At 60.8% G+C, this 16,311-nt stretch carries 19 protein-coding genes and 1 tRNA gene; 19 read left to right on the forward strand and 1 reads right to left on the reverse strand.

What is annotated here, in order from left to right:
- Positions 1 to 11 precede the first annotated feature (11 nt).
- Positions 12 to 488 carry a transcription elongation factor GreA gene (gene greA / locus ACZ41T_RS00130; RefSeq protein ID WP_464922516.1) on the forward strand — a complete coding sequence of 159 codons (477 nt, stop codon included), beginning with the start codon at positions 12 to 14 and terminating at the stop codon, positions 486 to 488.
- A gap of 164 nt (positions 489 to 652) precedes the next feature.
- Entirely contained in the window at positions 653 to 1,111 is a 459-nt protein-coding gene (locus tag ACZ41T_RS00135; RefSeq protein WP_464922517.1) for a DUF4149 domain-containing protein, read from the forward strand.
- 17 nt (positions 1,112 to 1,128) lie between these two features.
- On the opposite strand, the gene yhbY is transcribed toward ACZ41T_RS00135, so the two are convergent.
- Positions 1,129 to 1,425, reverse strand: coding sequence for a ribosome assembly RNA-binding protein YhbY (gene yhbY, locus ACZ41T_RS00140; protein WP_464922518.1), 297 nt, complete (start codon positions 1,423 to 1,425; stop codon positions 1,129 to 1,131).
- A 44-nt stretch (positions 1,426 to 1,469) separates the two neighbouring features.
- On the opposite strand from yhbY, the gene ACZ41T_RS00145 reads away from it, so the two are divergent.
- The 17 genes from ACZ41T_RS00145 to nuoF all read left to right on the forward strand — a co-directional run bounded on the left by ACZ41T_RS00145 (position 1,470) and on the right by nuoF (position 16,302).
- On the forward strand, positions 1,470 to 2,153 hold the full coding sequence (locus ACZ41T_RS00145; RefSeq protein ID WP_464922519.1) for an RlmE family RNA methyltransferase: 684 nt from the start codon (positions 1,470 to 1,472) through the stop codon (positions 2,151 to 2,153).
- A gap of 74 nt (positions 2,154 to 2,227) precedes the next feature.
- Positions 2,228 to 4,117, forward strand: coding sequence for an ATP-dependent zinc metalloprotease FtsH (gene ftsH, locus ACZ41T_RS00150; RefSeq protein WP_464922520.1), 1,890 nt, complete (start codon positions 2,228 to 2,230; stop codon positions 4,115 to 4,117).
- A gap of 54 nt (positions 4,118 to 4,171) precedes the next feature.
- Positions 4,172 to 5,011, forward strand: a complete 840-nt coding sequence (gene folP, locus ACZ41T_RS00155) for a dihydropteroate synthase (protein ID WP_464922521.1) — start codon at positions 4,172 to 4,174, stop codon at positions 5,009 to 5,011.
- A complete protein-coding gene (gene glmM / locus ACZ41T_RS00160; protein ID WP_464922522.1) occupies positions 5,001 to 6,365 on the forward strand; it encodes a phosphoglucosamine mutase in 1,365 nt (454 codons plus the stop codon). Before folP ends, glmM begins: the two co-directional genes overlap by 11 nt.
- Positions 6,366 to 6,454: 89 nt before the next feature.
- Complete coding sequence (gene pstS / locus ACZ41T_RS00165; protein WP_464922523.1) at positions 6,455 to 7,474, forward strand: phosphate ABC transporter substrate-binding protein PstS; 1,020 nt, start codon at positions 6,455 to 6,457, stop codon at positions 7,472 to 7,474.
- 131 nt (positions 7,475 to 7,605) lie between these two features.
- A complete protein-coding gene (gene pstC, locus ACZ41T_RS00170) occupies positions 7,606 to 8,583 on the forward strand; it encodes a phosphate ABC transporter permease subunit PstC (protein WP_464922524.1) in 978 nt (325 codons plus the stop codon).
- Positions 8,584 to 8,586: 3 nt separating this feature from the next.
- Positions 8,587 to 9,432: a phosphate ABC transporter permease PstA gene (gene pstA, locus ACZ41T_RS00175; RefSeq protein ID WP_464922525.1), complete on the forward strand. Its 846-nt coding sequence runs from the start codon at positions 8,587 to 8,589 to the stop codon at positions 9,430 to 9,432.
- A gap of 33 nt (positions 9,433 to 9,465) precedes the next feature.
- The gene (pstB, locus tag ACZ41T_RS00180) at positions 9,466 to 10,248 is read left to right on the forward strand and encodes a phosphate ABC transporter ATP-binding protein PstB (protein ID WP_464922526.1); all 783 of its coding nucleotides are present in this window, start codon (positions 9,466 to 9,468) and stop codon (positions 10,246 to 10,248) included.
- A gap of 83 nt (positions 10,249 to 10,331) precedes the next feature.
- Positions 10,332 to 11,078, forward strand: coding sequence for a triose-phosphate isomerase (gene tpiA / locus ACZ41T_RS00185; protein WP_464922527.1), 747 nt, complete (start codon positions 10,332 to 10,334; stop codon positions 11,076 to 11,078).
- 9 nt (positions 11,079 to 11,087) lie between these two features.
- On the forward strand, positions 11,088 to 11,450 hold the full coding sequence (gene secG, locus ACZ41T_RS00190; RefSeq protein WP_464922528.1) for a preprotein translocase subunit SecG: 363 nt from the start codon (positions 11,088 to 11,090) through the stop codon (positions 11,448 to 11,450).
- Between the two features lie 58 nt (positions 11,451 to 11,508).
- Positions 11,509 to 11,593 (forward strand) — tRNA-Leu (locus ACZ41T_RS00195).
- A gap of 160 nt (positions 11,594 to 11,753) precedes the next feature.
- Entirely contained in the window at positions 11,754 to 12,110 is a 357-nt protein-coding gene (locus ACZ41T_RS00200) for an NADH-quinone oxidoreductase subunit A (protein WP_464922529.1), read from the forward strand.
- Between the two features lie 91 nt (positions 12,111 to 12,201).
- The gene (locus ACZ41T_RS00205) at positions 12,202 to 12,678 is read left to right on the forward strand and encodes a NuoB/complex I 20 kDa subunit family protein (RefSeq protein WP_464922530.1); all 477 of its coding nucleotides are present in this window, start codon (positions 12,202 to 12,204) and stop codon (positions 12,676 to 12,678) included.
- Between the two features lie 6 nt (positions 12,679 to 12,684).
- Complete coding sequence (locus tag ACZ41T_RS00210; RefSeq protein WP_464922531.1) at positions 12,685 to 13,299, forward strand: NADH-quinone oxidoreductase subunit C; 615 nt, start codon at positions 12,685 to 12,687, stop codon at positions 13,297 to 13,299.
- Complete coding sequence (locus ACZ41T_RS00215) at positions 13,299 to 14,552, forward strand: NADH-quinone oxidoreductase subunit D (protein WP_464922532.1); 1,254 nt, start codon at positions 13,299 to 13,301, stop codon at positions 14,550 to 14,552. Before ACZ41T_RS00210 ends, ACZ41T_RS00215 begins: the two co-directional genes overlap by 1 nt.
- Positions 14,552 to 15,025: an NADH-quinone oxidoreductase subunit NuoE gene (gene nuoE, locus ACZ41T_RS00220; protein ID WP_464922533.1), complete on the forward strand. Its 474-nt coding sequence runs from the start codon at positions 14,552 to 14,554 to the stop codon at positions 15,023 to 15,025. Before ACZ41T_RS00215 ends, nuoE begins: the two co-directional genes overlap by 1 nt.
- Positions 15,022 to 16,302: an NADH-quinone oxidoreductase subunit NuoF gene (gene nuoF / locus ACZ41T_RS00225; RefSeq protein WP_464922534.1), complete on the forward strand. Its 1,281-nt coding sequence runs from the start codon at positions 15,022 to 15,024 to the stop codon at positions 16,300 to 16,302. Before nuoE ends, nuoF begins: the two co-directional genes overlap by 4 nt.
- Positions 16,303 to 16,311: the final 9 nt, after the last annotated feature.

Here is a 16,311-nt window from a genome sequence, read left to right on the forward strand (position 1 = left end):
AAGGCAAGCTTGTGAACAAATTCCCCATCACTGTCGTGGGCGCAGAAAAGATGCGTGCCGAGTTGCAGCAGCTGAAAAGCGTGGAGCGTCCCGCCGTGATCCAGGCGATTGCCGAGGCGCGCGCGCAGGGCGACCTGTCGGAAAACGCCGAATATGACGCGGCCAAGGAAAAACAGGGTTTCATCGAGGGCCGTATCGCCGACCTTGAGGGCAAGCTTTCCAACGCCCAGATCATTGATCCCAAGACGCTGGATGCGGATGACCGCATTGTTTTTGGCGCGACGGTTGAACTGGAAGAGGCCGAGTCGGGCGATACCGTCATCTATCAGATCGTCGGCGACGACGAGGCCGACATCAAGCAGGGCATGATTTCCGTGTCGTCGCCGATCGCACGCGCGCTGATCGGTAAATATGCCGGCGACAGTGCCGAGGTGCAGGCGCCGGGCGGCGTGCGCCACTACGAAGTGCTGGACGTCCAATACAAATAATCCTAAAAACCGCAGTTGACCGCGCCTAACTCTGAGGAATGCAGCATGGATATTGGTTTTTCTACCTTTGACCACGCCCACCTGCAGGGTGAGTCTGCTCCACTTCGCGGCATACACCCGCCCAGACGCACCATCGAGCGCGTCCAACTGCGGTTTCTAGGATAATGCGGCGTTTCTGGGACGGCCTCGCCGGGACAATGCTGGTGCTGTGGATCGGCGGTATCTGGGCGATCGGCTATGTCGCCGCACCGCTGCTGTTTGCCAGCCTGGGCGACAAGCAGCTGGCCGGAATACTGGCCGGCAAGCTGTTCGAGGTGATGGCGTGGATCGGCATCGCTGCCGCGATTTATCTACTGGTTTACCGCGTCGCGCGCGACGGTGGCGGCGCGCTGAAAACGCTGTTTTTCTGGGCGGTGGCGGTGATGCTGGTGCTGATCCTGACCGGCCAGTTCGGCATCCAGCCCATCATGCAGAGCCTGAAGGACCAGGCCATGCCGCATGCCGTGATGCAAAGCGTGTTTGCCGACCGCTTTGCGCGCTGGCACGGCATATCCAGCATTCTCTACCTGCTCCAGAGCGCGCTGGGCTTGCTGCTGGTGTGGCGTTCAGGGCTGGCGCGATAAGCGCCGCCAGGCGGCAATCAGCCTGGCAGGGCGATGACGGGTTTGGCGGCGGCGCGATAAATCACCAGTACCTTGCCGATTTGCTGCACCGGCGCTGCGCCGGTGGTGGTGCAGATTTCCTCCAGCCAGGCGCGGCGCGTGTCGGGCTCGTTGCTGGCAGCCTTGATCTTGATCAGCTCGTGTGCGCTCAACGCCTGGTCGATCTCCTTCAAAACGGCAGCCGTCAAACCCTGGTTGCCGATCATAACCACCGGCTGGCGCGCGTGGGCCAGCCCCTTCAGGAATTGCCGTTGTGCAGGCGTGAGTGATTTCATGCTTCTTCCTTAAATTCGAGCGCGGATTGTAGCCGATAGACGACATGGCGCAGAAACCGAAGCGAACCAAATCGGGCAGTGCCTGGATGCGCGAGCATGTGACCGATCCCTACGTCAAAAAGGCGCAGCAGGACAGCTATCGCTCGCGCGCCGCGTATAAATTGCTGGAAATCGACAAGCGCGACCACCTGTTGCGCCCTGGCATGACGGTGGTGGATCTGGGGGCGGCGCCCGGCAGCTGGTGCCAGGTGGCGATGCAGAAGATGAAACAGCAGGGCAGGGTGCTGGCGATCGACCTGCTACCGTTGGCGCCCATCCCCGGCGTAGATAGCCTGGAAGGCGACTTCACCGAGCCGGCGGCCCTGGCCTGGCTGGAAAAAAAGTTGCAGGCCGGGCGGGTTGACCTTGTTTTAAGCGATATGGCACCCAATATCAGCGGGGTGATGCTGTCCGATCAGGCACGACAGTATGAGCTGTGCGAGTTGGCGCTTGATTTTTCCGTGAACTGGCTGAAACCTGACGGCACTTTTCTCGTCAAAGTATTTCAAGGCGTCGGTTTTGAGGATTTTCGGGTGCGGATGCGGCAGGCATTCGAACAGGTGCTGATCCGTAAGCCCGAGGCCTCGCGTAATCGTAGTGCCGAGATTTATCTTTTGGGGCGCCGACCCGTTGCGGCAAGGGCTGCAGAAGATGAAACTGCCGTGACAAGCCAGCAAGAGTCGGACTAGAATGAATCCAGACGTGCTGTGCCGAGTTTAAACGTGCTGCGCTTGAATCATATGTGCTGCACCAAGGAGTAAGTGTGAATAATTTGTCCAAAAACATCGCTGTCTGGCTGATCATCGCCGTCGTCCTGATGACGGTCTTCAATCAGTTCGGCGCGCAGCGCACCACGCAGACGCAGATGCCCTACTCGCAGTTCATCGAGGAGGTGCGCCAGCAGCAGATCACCAAGGTGGTGATCGAGGGTAACGTGCTGAAGGGCGAGCGCAGCGATGGCCAGCGCTTCACCAGCTACGCGCCGAGCGATCCGTGGATGGTGTCCGACCTGCTGAAGAACAACGTGTCGGTCGAGGCCAAGCCGGAAGAGCAGCCATCGTTTCTGGTGAGCATGCTGATTTCGTGGTTCCCCATGCTGCTGCTGATCGGCGTCTGGATCTTTTTCATGCGCCAGATGCAGGGGGGCGGGAAGGGTGGCGCGTTCTCGTTCGGCAAGAGCCGGGCACGCCTGCTTGACGAGAATACCAACCCGGTGACCTTTGCCGACGTGGCGGGTTGCGACGAGGCCAAGGAAGACGTGGCCGAGTTGGTGGATTTCTTGAAAGATCCGACCCGATTCCAGAAATTGGGCGGCCGTATTCCACGCGGCGTGTTGATGGTGGGCCCTCCGGGCACGGGTAAAACGCTGCTGGCGCGCTCGATTTCAGGCGAAGCCAAGGTGCCGTTCTTCAGCATCTCAGGGTCGGATTTCGTCGAAATGTTCGTCGGCGTCGGCGCCGCACGGGTGCGCGACATGTTCGAGCAGGCGAAGAAGAGCTCGCCCTGCATCATCTTCATCGACGAACTGGACGCAGTCGGCCGCCAGCGTGGCGCAGGCCTGGGCGGCGGTAACGACGAGCGCGAGCAGACCCTGAACCAGTTGCTGGTGGAAATGGACGGCTTCGAGGCGGCCGCCGGCGTCATCGTCATCGCCGCGACCAACCGTCCCGACGTGCTCGACCCGGCACTGCTGCGCCCGGGCCGTTTCGATCGCCAGGTATTCGTGGGCCTGCCCGACATCCGCGGCCGCGAACAGATTTTGCTGGTACATATGCGCAAGGTGCCGGTCGCCCCTGATGTGCGCGCAGACATTCTGGCGCGCGGCACGCCCGGCATGTCCGGCGCCGATCTTGCCAACCTGATCAACGAAGCCGCCCTGTTTGCCGCCCGCGGCAACAAGCGCCTGGTCGACATGGACGATTTCGAGAAGGCCAAGGATAAAATCCTGATGGGTGCCGAGCGCAAGTCCATGGTCATCACGCCCGAGGACAAGAAAAAAACCGCTTACCATGAGTCAGGCCATGCCGTGGTCGGCATGTCCCTGCCTAGCTGCGATCCCGTGCACAAGGTGACCGTCATTCCGCGCGGGCGCGCCTTGGGCGTGACCATGTCGCTGCCTGAGCTGGATCGCTACAGTTTGTACAAGGATCAGTTGCTGGAACAGATCAGCATGCTGTTCGGCGGCCGGGTGGCCGAGGAGATTTTTGTCGGCAGTATCTCGACGGGTGCATCGAACGACTTCGAGCGCGCCACCAGCATCGCACACGACATGGTGACGCGCTACGGCATGTCGGAAGCCCTGGGCCCCATGGTATACGGCGAAAACGAGGGCGAGGTGTTCCTGGGGCGTTCGGTGACCACGCACAAGAATGTGAGCGAGGCCACCATGCAGAAGATCGACGCCGAAATTCGCCACATCCTGGACGCACAATACGCCGTGGCGAAGAAAATCCTCACCGATAACCGCGACAAGGTCGAGGCGATGACAGCGGCCCTGCTGGAATACGAAACCATCGATGCCGATCAGATCGGCGACATCATGGCAGGGCGTCCGGTGCGTCCGTCCAAGCCTCTCGTCACCCCGCAGCCGCCGGCAGACGGCGACAAGCCGAGTGCACCGGCGCCGACCACGCAGCCCGTGCAGGAAGCCTGAACGGGGGTTCGGGTTAACGCACTACAATAGAGGGGCTTAGGCCCCTCTGTTTTTATGTCCTGTCTCCACGCCGGTTCGCACCGCTTCTCCCTGGCAAGGCCCCTCGTCATGGGCATCGTCAACGTCACGCCCGATTCGTTTTCGGATGAGGGCCGTCTGGACGATTCACGGGCGGCGATCCGGCATGCGCTGAAGTTGCTGGAAGAAGGCGCCGATATCCTCGACGTCGGAGGGGAGTCCACTCGCCCCGGCGCTGTGGCCGTGGCGGTCGACGAGGAAATCCGCCGTGTGCTGCCGGTAATCGAGGCGCTTGCCGGCCGCGGCTGCGCGGTGTCGGTCGACACGATGAAGCCCGAGGTGATGCGGGCGGCACTCGGTGCCGGCGCGGCCATGGTGAACGATGTGATGGCCCTGCGCGCGCCCGGTGCGCTGGAAACTGTAGCGGCGTCCACTGCGGCAGTGTGCCTGATGCACATGCAGGGCGAGCCGCAGCGCATGCAGCAAGCGCCCTTTTATACCGATGTGGTGGAAGAGGTAAAAGAGTTTCTGCAGGATCGCGTTGCTGCCTGCGAGGCGGCAGGAATCGGCCGCGAGCGGCTGGTGATCGACCCGGGTTTCGGCTTCGGCAAGACGCTGGAACACAATCTGGCCTTGCTCAGGCATTTGAATCGCCTGGCTGAACTGGGCGTGCCGGTGCTTGCCGGCCTGTCGCGCAAGTCCATGCTGGGCACGCTGACCGGACGCGATGTCGGGGCACGCGAATTCGCCGGGGTGGCGGCGCAACTGGCTGCCGTGGCGCGTGGTGCACGGCTGGTCAGGGTACACAATGTAGCGGCCATGCGCGATGCGCTGGCCATCTGGAATGCAGTGGAGGAGCAACAGGATGGGACGTAAGTATTTCGGTACCGACGGTGTGCGCGGCAGGGTGGGCGAGTCCCCCATTACCCCTGAATTTGTCATGCATCTGGGCTACGCTGCCGGCCAGGTGCTGGTGGCCGATCGCGGCAGCCTGCTCCCGAACCAGCACCCGACCGTGTTGATCGGCAAGGATACCCGCATCTCCGGCTACATGCTGGAAGCCGCGCTGGAAGCGGGCTTCACTGCCGCCGGGGTGAACGTTCTGATGACCGGTCCGATGCCGACGCCGGCAGTGGCGTATCTGACGCGCGCCTTGCGCCTGCAGGCGGGGGTGGTAATCTCGGCCTCGCACAATCCATTTGAAGACAATGGCATCAAGTTTTTCTCGGCCGACGGACAAAAATTGCCCGACAGCGTGGAGGAAGCCATCGAGGCGCGGCTGGATCATCCGATCGTGACGGTCGAGGCGCGCCAGCTGGGGCGTGCCCGCCGCATCGAGGATGCCGCGGCGCGCTACATCGAGTTTTGCAAGAGCACTTTCCCCAATCATCTCGACCTGCGCGGCATGCGGATCGTGGTCGACTGCGCGCACGGCGCGACCTACCACATCGCCCCGCACGTCCTGCACGAGCTGGGGGCCGAGGTGATTGCCATCGGCAACGAGCCGAATGGCTTCAATATCAACGATGAATGCGGCGCGACGCACACCCAGGCGTTGTCGGACGCGGTACACGCTCATCGCGCGGATCTGGGCATCGCACTCGACGGCGACGGCGACCGCCTGATGATGGCCGACGCCGAGGGGCGGATTTACGACGGCGACCAGCTGGTCTACGTCATTGCACGCCATCGCATCCAGAACGGCTACATGAAGGGCGGCGTGGTCGGCACCCTGATGACCAATCTCGGCATGGAGCACGCATTGGGGCGGATCAATATCCCGTTCGAGCGCGCCAAGGTGGGCGACCGTTATGTGCTCGAGCGGCTCCATGCCAACGGCTGGATGCTCGGGGGCGAGTCCTCCGGGCATATCCTGTGCCTCGACAAGCACACTACCGGTGACGGGATCGTGTCAGCCCTGCAGGTGCTGCGCGCCTTGCGTGAGTCCGGAGAAGACCTGGAAATGATGACCGCCGATCTGGCCATTTATCCCCAGGTCATGATCAATGTCCGGGTGGCAAAGGGCTTCAAACTGGGGGCGGTGCCGGCGGTCGGCGCTTCGGTTACCGAGGCCGAGGCGGCCTTGAACGGCAACGGGCGAGTTGTTCTGCGCGCGTCCGGTACCGAGCCGCTGATCCGCGTGATGGTGGAGGGACGCGATGCGGATCAGGTCCGACACACGGCTGAAACAATAGCCGCTGCTGTAAAGACTGCAGCCGCGGCCGGGTGATTTCCCGTCCTGAAATATAAATGTAATATTCGCCCGTTAGTATGGCGACGTCGCCCATGCGGCAACGTCAACTACTACCGGAGATTTGCATGCATACACGCAAAAAACTGGCTCAAGGTGCGATAGCCACGATCCTTGGCCTGGCCTTCTCGGTCAGCGCGCTGGCCGCCGACATCACGGGCGCAGGCGCAACCTTCCCTTACGCCGTTTACGCCAAGTGGGCCGAAGCCTACCAGGCTGCGACCGGCAACAAGGTCAACTACCAGGCCATCGGCTCGTCGGGCGGCGCCAAGCAGATCAAGGCCAGGACCGTCGATTTTGGCGGTACCGATGCACCGCTCAAGCAATCAGTCCTGGATGCGGCGGGTCTGGTGCAGTTTCCATCCGTGATGGGTGGCGTGACTCTCGTCATGAACGTTCCCGGTATCGCCTCGGGAAAGTTGAAGCTGGACGGCGTCACTGCCGCCGATATCTTCCGCGGCGCCATCACCCGGTGGAACGCCCCCGCCATCGCTCGGCTGAACCCCGGCGTTACCCTGCCGAATATGGCCATTACCGTGACGCATCGTTCGGACGGTTCGGGCACCACCTACGCATTCACCCACTATCTGGCCAGGCAGTCGGCGGCTTTCCTGCGCGAGGTCGGCGCAGGCAACACGGTCAACTGGCCGTCCAACGCGGTAGGCGGCAAGGGCAACGCGGGGGTCGCCGCCAACGTGCAGAAGATCAAGGGCACGATCGGTTATGTGGATATTGCCGATGCGATGAAGAACAGGATGAATTACGTTGCACTGAAGAACCGCGCCGGCAACTACATTGTGCCGAGCCAGCAGGCGGTTGCCGACGCGGCTGCCGGCGCCAACTTCAAGGTCAAGGGCATGGCGCCCGACCTGCTGGACCAGTCGCACAATAACGCCTGGCCCATCACCAGCGCCACCTACATCCTGGCGTATGAAAAGGGCGCCGATGCTGCCAAGCAAAAAGGGATCGTGGATTTCTTTACCTGGTCCTTGAACAGAGGGCAGGGAATGGCTGCCGACCTCGGCTTTGTGGCGTTGCCGCCCAACGTCGTGAAGATGGTCGAAACCGAGATGAAAAACATCAAGTAAGGCTTTGACGAGCCGAATTGATCGATGCCGGGGGCGGCTGCCGCTTTCGGCTTTCTGCGAAAGCGCCTGTCTGTTCCGGCGGGTGCTCCCGCAGACAACAATTAAACCCAGAAACCGATAGGCACCCCGCCGTGAGTGAGCCCAGCGTATCCGCCGGAATCGATCTGCATGCAAGGCAGGTCAGGACATTCCGCTTGCAGGACAGATTTTTTCATCACACCACCCAGCTATTCGCCTTTGTCGTCCTGGCGGCATTGGTGGGAATTCTGGTGTCGCTCACCTACGAAGCCTGGCCCAGCATCAAGGAATTCGGGCCATCCTTCCTGTGGACCGATATCTGGAGCGTGCCGGATGACGAGTACGGCGCACTGGCGGCCATTTACGGTACCGTCATGACGTCCGTGCTGGCTTTGTTGATTGCGGTGCCGATCAGTTTCGGGATTGCCCTGTTCCTGACAGAAACCTGCCCGGTGTGGTTGCGCCGCCCCCTGGGAACCGCGATCGAACTGCTGGCAGGCATCCCCTCGATCGTTTACGGCATCTGGGGCCTGTTCGTGTTTGCGCCGCTGTTTGCCGACCATATCCAGCCCCCTCTGCAGGCGCTGCTGGGCGATGTGCCGGTGATCGGCGGCTGGTTTTCCGGTCCACCCATCGGCGTCGGCATCCTGACGGCGAGCATTGTGCTGTCGCTGATGGTGATCCCCTTTATCGCTTCGGTCATGCGCGACGTGTTCGAAACTGTGCCGCACGTGCTGAAGGAGTCAGCCTATGGCTTGGGCTGCACCACCTGGGAGGTGGCGCGCAGTGTCGTGCTGCCTTACACCCGCGTCGGCGTCATCGGCGGCATCATGCTGGGACTGGGGCGGGCGCTGGGCGAGACCATGGCGGTCACCTTCGTGATCGGCAACGCCAACCGCATCAACGGCAGCCTGTTTGCACCGGGCACCTCGATTACCGCTACCTTGGCGAACGAGTTCGGCGAGGCCGATCCCGGTCTGCATATCGCTTCCCTGTATGAGCTGGGCCTCGTGCTGTTCATCATCACCTTTGTCGTGCTGGCGATTTCGCGCTGGCTGATTAGTCGCAGCATGGGCTCGGAGGGACTGTAGATCATGATGAGCTTGTACACCCGCCGCATCTGGATCAACCGCATCGGCATCACCCTGTCCATGCTGGCGATGAGCCTTGGGTTGATTGCGTTGCTATGGATTTTGTGGACGCTGTTTTCCAGGGGGTTTGCCGCCCTGAGCTGGGATTTGTTCACCCAGGACACCCCTTCGCCAGGCACCGAGGGAGGCGGCCTGCGCAATGCCATCGTCGGCAGCGGTCTGATCCTGTTTTTTTCCATGCTGATCTCGACACCGATCGGCATTCTGGCCGGGATTTATCTGGCCGAGTACGGGCGCGTCTCCAGATTTGCATCGTTCACCCGCTTCATGACCGACATCATGCTGTCGGCCCCCTCCATCGTCATCGGCCTGTTCGTGTACGCGCTGTTCGTGGTGACCACCGGCGGATTTTCCGGCTGGGCGGGGTCGCTGGCGCTGGCGTTGATCGCCATTCCGGTGGTGGTGCGCACCACCGAAAACATGCTGAAGCTGGTGCCGACCAGCCTGCGCGAAGCAGCCTTTGCGGTGGGCGCGCCACGTTGGCAGGTTTCGCTCAAGATCACCTTGCGCGCGGTCAAATCCGGGGTGGTGACCGGTGTGCTGCTGGCGATGGCGCGCATTACCGGAGAAACCGCGCCGCTGTTGTTTACCGCGCTGAATAACCAGTTCTTCAGCACCAATATGTCCGAACCGATGGGCAATTTGCCGGTGGTGATTTTTCAGTTCGCGTTGAGCCCGTATGACAACTGGGTCAACCTGGCCTGGGGCGGGGCGCTGTTGATTGCCCTTCTGGTGTTGGCGGTCAACATCGGTGTGCGCATCGTTTTCCGCAATAAGGTCAAACGTTAATTTCTCTGGAGCTACGCTGTGTTCAATCACCCCATGTCCGATCAAGCCATGCCGCCCGACGAAAATATTGCTCTGCAGGTCCGCAATCTGAATTTTTTTTACGGTGATTTTAAAGGCCTCAACAACGTCAATCTGGATGTCGCCAACAAGAAGGTGACAGCCTTCATCGGACCCTCCGGTTGCGGCAAATCCACCTTGCTGCGCACCTTCAATCGCATGTATGACCTGTACCCGGGACAGCGCGCCGAAGGGCAGATTGTTTTTCATGGCAAGAATCTGCTCGACAAGAGCCAGGACGTGAACCTTGTACGCGCCAAGATCGGCATGGTGTTCCAGAAGCCAACGCCGTTTCCCATGACGATCTATGAAAATATTGCTTTTGGCGTGCGCCTGTATAAGCGAATGTCGAAAAGCGCAATGGACGATCGTGTCGAATGGGCGCTCAAGAAGGCCGCGCTGTGGGGTGAAGTGAAGGACAAGTTGCAGCAGAACGGCCTGTCGCTTTCTGGCGGCCAGCAACAGCGCTTGTGCATCGCGCGTGCAGTCGCGGTCAAGCCCGACATCGTGCTGCTGGACGAGCCGACCTCGGCACTGGATCCGATTTCTACCGCCAAGATCGAAGAACTCATCAACGAGCTGAAGAGCGAATACACCATCGCCATCGTCACTCACAACATGCAGCAGGCCGCGCGAGTTTCCGACTTCACGGCGTTCATGTATCTGGGTGAGCTCATCGAATTCAACGAAACCGGCACGATCTTCATGCAGCCGGTCAAGAAGCAGACCGAGGACTACATTACCGGCCGATTCGGCTAATCTCCCGGCGCGCGCGACGCTTGGGCGGTTGACCGCGGGGCGCGTTGCGCTTACCATCGCGCACTTTTGTCTGGCGGAATCCCATGCGCAAGAAGCTCGTAGCCGGTAACTGGAAAATGCATGGCAGCCTGGCCGAAAATGCCGCGCTGCTGTCCGCTCTCAAGCCTGCCCTGGCCGGTATCGAGGCCGTGGTTTGCGTGCCTTTTCCGTACCTGGCACAGGCGCAGGCCGAACTCACCGGGTCGTCGATCGCCTGGGGCGCGCAAAACGTGTCCGAGCAAGCCAAGGGCGCGTTCACCGGCGAAGTGTCGGCATCCATGCTGCTCGATTTTGGCTGCACGTATGTAATCGTCGGTCATTCCGAGCGGCGCAGCCTGTACGGCGAGTCCGACGCGCTGGTGGCGAAGAAATACATGGCAGCCCAGGCGGCCGGTTTGACGCCCATCCTGTGCGTCGGCGAATCGCTGGCCGAGCGCGAGTCGGGCGTGACCGAAGCGGTCGTCTCGCGTCAGCTCGATGCCGTGATTGACGCGGCAGGGGTGGCTTCACTGGCCAAGGCCGTGATCGCATATGAGCCGGTATGGGCGATCGGTACCGGTAAAACCGCCTCGCCGGAACAGGCACAAGCGGTACACACCTTCATTCGTGGCAGGGTCGCCGCACTCGATGCGAGTGTGGCAGACCAGCTTGTCATCCAGTATGGGGGTAGCGTAAAAGCCGCGAATGCGGCAGAATTGATGGTTCAGCCCGATATCGATGGTGGCCTGATTGGCGGCGCTTCACTGGTCGCCGACGAATTCGTCGCGGTTTGCCGGGCAGCAGCCAAGTAAGAGTCAAATATGGAAACATTGTTCTGGGTCCTTCACGTTATTGTTGCCATCACGGTCATCGCGCTGGTGTTGTTGCAGCACGGCAAGGGGGCGGACATGGGCGCGGCATTTGGCAGCGGGTCGTCCGGCAGCCTGTTCGGCGCCACGGGTTCGGCCAATTTTCTCAGCCGCAGCACTTCCATCGTGGCGACCTTGTTTTTCCTGACCAGTCTGGGCCTGGCCTATTTCGGGCTCCAGCAACACAAGCCGACCAGTGTGCTGGATCGTGCAACGGTACCGGCGACCACGACGCAGCCTGCTGCACCTGCTACTGCACCTGCGCAGGTTCCGGGCGAGAGTGGCGGCTCGAAAGCGAGGGACATTCCGCAGTAAAATTTACCTCGGTTGAACGCTCCCGTTCAACCGGAATTTGAAGGGCGTATGCCCTTTGGCCCATGTGGTGGAATTGGTAGACACGCTATCTTGAGGGGGTAGTGACTTAGGTCGTGGGAGTTCGAGTCTCCCCGTGGGCACCATCGAATTTCCTGAATTGTTCATTAGCACTTGGTATCGAATAAGCTTTTTATTTTTAAGGAAAAAATACATATTTTTCGGCTTGACAGTCGACGCCCTGCACTAATACACTCGGGCCTTACTTACTCAACAGCCTGACATGGGCATAGACGGAGGACCCCGGTGCTGGAGAACTACCTCCCCATTCTGCTGTTCATTCTGGTCGGGCTGGCCTTTGGCGTTGGCCCCATCATTGCAGGTGGCCTGCTGGCACCGCATCGCCCTGACAGCGAAAAACTCTCGCCCTACGAATGCGGTTTCGAGGCGTTCGAGGATGCGCGCATGAAATTCGACGTGCGCTACTACCTGATTGCCATCCTGTTCATCCTGTTCGACCTGGAAATCGCCTTCCTCTTTCCATGGGCCATCGTGCTCGAGGAAATCGGTCTGGCCGGTTTTGTCGCCATGATGGTGTTCCTCGGAATCCTTGTGATCGGCTTCATCTATGAATGGATGAAGGGGGCGCTGGAATGGGAGTAAGGTTTTTGAGCCCTTGGCCGAGGACCTCCATGCGCAGCGTGGGGATCGATCCGGCGAAAAGGTCTGCCCGCGACATTGAGAGGGCCAGGCCATGAGTATCGAAGGCGTACTCGAACAGGGTTTTGTCACCGCCAAGGCCGACCAGCTGATCAACTACATGCGTACCGGCTCGATGTGGCCGATGACCTTTGGTCTGGCATGCTGCGCAGTGGAGATGATGCACGCCGGCGCCGCGCGCTACGATCTCGACCGTTTCGGCATCGTGTTCCGTCCAAGCCCGCGCCAGTCCGACGTGATGATCGTCGCAGGTACGCTGTGCAACAAGATGGCGCCCGCTCTGCGCAAGGTGTACGACCAGATGGCCGAGCCGCGCTGGGTGATCTCGATGGGTTCGTGCGCCAACGGCGGCGGTTATTACCATTATTCGTACTCGGTCGTACGTGGGTGCGACCGCATCGTGCCGGTCGACATCTATGTTCCCGGCTGCCCGCCCACGGCCGAGGCGCTGCTGTTCGGCATCATCCAGCTGCAGAACAAGATCCGCCGCACCAACACCATCGCACGCTGATAGCCCATGCCCCAGACTGTGGAAGCTCTTTCTTTGTCCCTTGAGGCCGCGCTCGGCGACGCGCTGGCGCTGTCGTTCGTCCGCCTTGACGAACTGACGCTGATCGTCAAGGCGCAGCATTACGCGGCGGCGATGCGCACCCTGCGCGACCATCCCGATTGCCGCTTCGAGCAGTTGATCGACCTGTGCGGCGTGGATTATTCGGGCTATGGGAGCGATGGTGACAGTGACGGATCGTGGGATGGCGCCCGCTTTGCCGTGGTGACGCATCTGCTGTCGGTGTCGAGCAATCAGCGCGTGCGCGTGCGTGTATTTTGCCCCGACGACGATATGCCGCTGGTGGTGTCGATGGTCGATATCTGGCCGGCGGCCAACTGGTTTGAGCGCGAAGCCTTCGACCTGTATGGCATCGTATTTGAGGGCCATCCCGATCTGCGCCGCATCCTCACCGATTATGGCTTTATCGGCCATCCGTTCCGCAAGGATTTCCCGTTGTCGGGCAACGTCGAAATGCGTTACGACCCGATCCAGCGACGGGTGATCTACCAGCCGGTGTCGATCGAGCCGCGCGAAATCACACCACGCATCGTGCGCGACGAAAGCTACGGGGCAGGGCGTTAATGGCTGAAATCCGCAATTACACGATGAACTTCGGGCCACAGCATCCGGCCGCGCATGGCGTGCTGCGCCTGGTGCTCGAGCTCGACGGCGAAGTGATCCAGCGCGCCGATCCGCATATCGGCCTGTTGCACCGTGCCACCGAGAAGCTGGCCGAACACAAGACCTTCCTCCAGTCGGTGCCCTATATGGATCGTCTCGACTACGTGTCGATGATGGTCAACGAGCACGCCTACGTGATGGCGATCGAGAAGCTGCTGCAGGTCAAGGTGCCGGAGCGCGCGCAATATATCCGCGTGATGTTCGACGAGATCACCCGCGTACTGAATCATCTGCTGTGGCTGGGCGCCCACGCGCTCGACATCGGCGCGATGACGGTTTTTCTGTATGCCTTCCGCGAGCGTGAGGACCTGATGGACTGCTACGAGGCGGTCTCCGGCGCACGTCTGCACGCGTCCTACTACCGTCCCGGCGGCGTTTATCGTGACCTGCCGGACAGCATGCCGCAGTACGCGGCGCAGCACACCCGCAACGAGGCGACAATGAAGTCGATGAACGCCAACCGTCAGGGTTCGTTGCTTGACTTCATCGAGGATTTCACTCGCCGCTTCCCGACTTGTGTCGACGAGTACGAGACCCTGCTGACCGATAACCGTATCTGGAAACAGCGTACCGTCGGCATCGGCGTGGTGTCGCCCGAGCGCGCCATGGCGCTGGGATTCACCGGCCCCATGCTGCGCGGCTCCGGCGTCGAGTGGGACCTGCGCAAGAAACAGCCCTACGAAGTCTACGACCGCATGGATTTCGACATTCCGGTCGGCACCCAGGGCGACTGCTACGACCGCTACCTGGTGCGGATCGAGGAAATGCGCCAGTCCAACCGCATCGTCAGGCAGTGCATCGACTGGCTGCGCAAGAACCCGGGACCGGTGATTGTGGAAAACTACAAGGTCGCGCCGCCGGCGCGGGGCGACATGAAGCTGAATATGGAAGAGCTGATCCACCACTTCAAGCTCTTCACCGAAGGCATGCACGTGCCGGCGGGCGAAGCCTATGCCGCGGTGGAACATCCCAAGGGCGAGTTCGGCATTTATCTGGTGTCGGACGGCGCCAACAAACCCTATCGTCTGAAAATCCGCGCGCCAGGCTATGCGCATCTGGCGGCGCTCGACGAAATGAGCCGCGGCCACATGATCGCCGACGTCGTTGCCATCATCGGCACGCAGGATATTGTTTTCGGGGAGGTCGACCGCTGATGTTGTCTTCTGAATCGCTCGCGTTGATTGATATTGAAGTCGCCAAATATCCATCCGACCAGAAACAGTCGGCGGTGATGGGCGCGCTGCGTATCGCGCAGGTGGAAAAAGGCTGGCTAAAACCCGATTTGATCGAGTATGTCGCTGAGTATCTGGAGATGCCGGCAATTGCCGCCTATGAAGTCGCGACGTTCTACAACATGTACGACACGCAGCCTGCGGGCCGGCACAAAATCACCTTGTGTACCAATCTGCCCTGTACGCTGATGGGGGCAGGCGAACTGGCCGAGCATCTGAAAAACAGACTGGGCATCGGATTTGGCGAAACCACCGAGGACGGCCGTTTCACCCTGAAGGAAGGCGAGTGCATGGGTGCCTGCGGCGATGCGCCGATGTGCCTGCACAATAACCATGCCATGCACACTCACCTTACGCCCGAGAAGGTGGACGAACTGCTGGACAAGCTGAAATGAGTTTGCTGACCCCCGATCACAAGGTCTGCAGCTGGACACAGGCATTCGACGACCCTGCGTCGCTCGCGACTTATGCCGCGCAGGGTGGCTATCAGGCCCTGCGACGCGTGGCGACCGGGCAGATTTCGAGCGACACCATCATTGCCGAGCTCAAGACCAGTGCGCTGCGCGGACGTGGCGGCGCCGGTTTCCCTACCGGATTGAAGTGGAGCTTCATGCCGCGCGCTTTCCCAGGCGACAAGTACATCGTTTGCAACAGCGACGAGGGCGAGCCGGGCACCTTCAAGGATCGCGACATTCTGCGCTACAACCCGCACCAGTTGATCGAGGGCATGGCGATCGCGGGCTACGTGCTCGGCGCGCGCGTGGGCTACAACTACATCCACGGTGAGATCTTCGAGATTTATGACCTCTTCGAGCGCGCGCTGAAGGAGGCGAACGAAGCCGGTTATCTCGGCGACAATCTGTTCGGCACTGATTTCTCTTTTCAGATCCATGCGCACCACGGTTACGGTGCCTACATCTGTGGCGAGGAAACCGCATTGCTGGAGTCGATCGAAGGAAAGAAGGGTCAGCCGCGCTTCAAACCGCCTTTCCCTGCCAGCTTCGGTCTATATGGCAAGCCGACGACCATCAACAACACCGAGACGCTGGCTTCGGTGCCGTGGATCGTGCAGCATGGCGGACAGGCCTTCCTCGAACTGGGCAAGCCCAACAACGGCGGACCCAAGCTGTTTTCGGTGTCGGGCCATGTCAACAAGCCCGGTAACTACGAGGTGCCACTCGGTACCCCGTTTCCCGAATTGCTGGAGATGGCGGGTGGCATGCGCAACGGGCACAAATTGAAGGCGGTCATTCCCGGCGGTTCGTCCGCTCCCGTGTTGCCGGCCGGTACCATGATGGACTGCACGATGGACTTCGATTCCATCGCCAAGGCGGGTTCCATGCTGGGTTCAGGCGCAGTCATCGTGATGGACGAAACGGTGTGCATGGTGCGCGCACTGGAGCGGCTTTCATATTTCTATTTCGAGGAGTCGTGCGGCCAGTGCACACCATGTCGCGAGGGAACCGGATGGATGTATCGGGTCATCCATCGCATCGAACATGGGCAGGGCCGGCCCGAGGATATGGACCTGCTGAACAGCGTGGCGGGAAATATCCTCGGCCATACCATCTGCGCGCTGGGCGACGCCGCGGCGATGCCGGTGCAAAGCTTCCTCAAGCATTTCGGCCATGAGTTCGAGCATCACATCGAACACAAGCGCTGTATGGTCTGAACGGAACAT

The organism is Thiobacillus thiophilus (assembly GCF_055378705.1).

Bases quoted from the DNA above. Each gene is read 5' to 3' on its own strand.
- ACZ41T_RS00145 (WP_464922519.1), top strand. From the start codon at position 1,470: ATGGCGCAGAAACCGAAGCGAACCAAATCGGGCAGTGCCTGGATGCGC.
- pstB (WP_464922526.1), top strand. From the start codon at position 9,466: ATGTCCGATCAAGCCATGCCGCCCGACGAAAATATTGCTCTGCAGGTC.
- tpiA (WP_464922527.1), top strand. From the start codon at position 10,332: ATGCGCAAGAAGCTCGTAGCCGGTAACTGGAAAATGCATGGCAGCCTG.
- nuoF (WP_464922534.1), top strand. From the start codon at position 15,022: ATGAGTTTGCTGACCCCCGATCACAAGGTCTGCAGCTGGACACAGGCA.
- nuoE (WP_464922533.1), top strand. From the start codon at position 14,552: ATGTTGTCTTCTGAATCGCTCGCGTTGATTGATATTGAAGTCGCCAAA.
- glmM (WP_464922522.1), top strand. From the start codon at position 5,001: ATGGGACGTAAGTATTTCGGTACCGACGGTGTGCGCGGCAGGGTGGGC.
- ACZ41T_RS00215 (WP_464922532.1), top strand. From the start codon at position 13,299: ATGGCTGAAATCCGCAATTACACGATGAACTTCGGGCCACAGCATCCG.
- ACZ41T_RS00135 (WP_464922517.1), top strand. From the start codon at position 653: ATGCGGCGTTTCTGGGACGGCCTCGCCGGGACAATGCTGGTGCTGTGG.
- secG (WP_464922528.1), top strand. From the start codon at position 11,088: ATGGAAACATTGTTCTGGGTCCTTCACGTTATTGTTGCCATCACGGTC.
- ACZ41T_RS00205 (WP_464922530.1), top strand. From the start codon at position 12,202: ATGAGTATCGAAGGCGTACTCGAACAGGGTTTTGTCACCGCCAAGGCC.
- folP (WP_464922521.1), top strand. From the start codon at position 4,172: ATGTCCTGTCTCCACGCCGGTTCGCACCGCTTCTCCCTGGCAAGGCCC.
- ACZ41T_RS00210 (WP_464922531.1), top strand. From the start codon at position 12,685: ATGCCCCAGACTGTGGAAGCTCTTTCTTTGTCCCTTGAGGCCGCGCTC.
- yhbY (WP_464922518.1), bottom strand. From the start codon at position 1,425: ATGAAATCACTCACGCCTGCACAACGGCAATTCCTGAAGGGGCTGGCC.
- pstS (WP_464922523.1), top strand. From the start codon at position 6,455: ATGCATACACGCAAAAAACTGGCTCAAGGTGCGATAGCCACGATCCTT.
- pstA (WP_464922525.1), top strand. From the start codon at position 8,587: ATGATGAGCTTGTACACCCGCCGCATCTGGATCAACCGCATCGGCATC.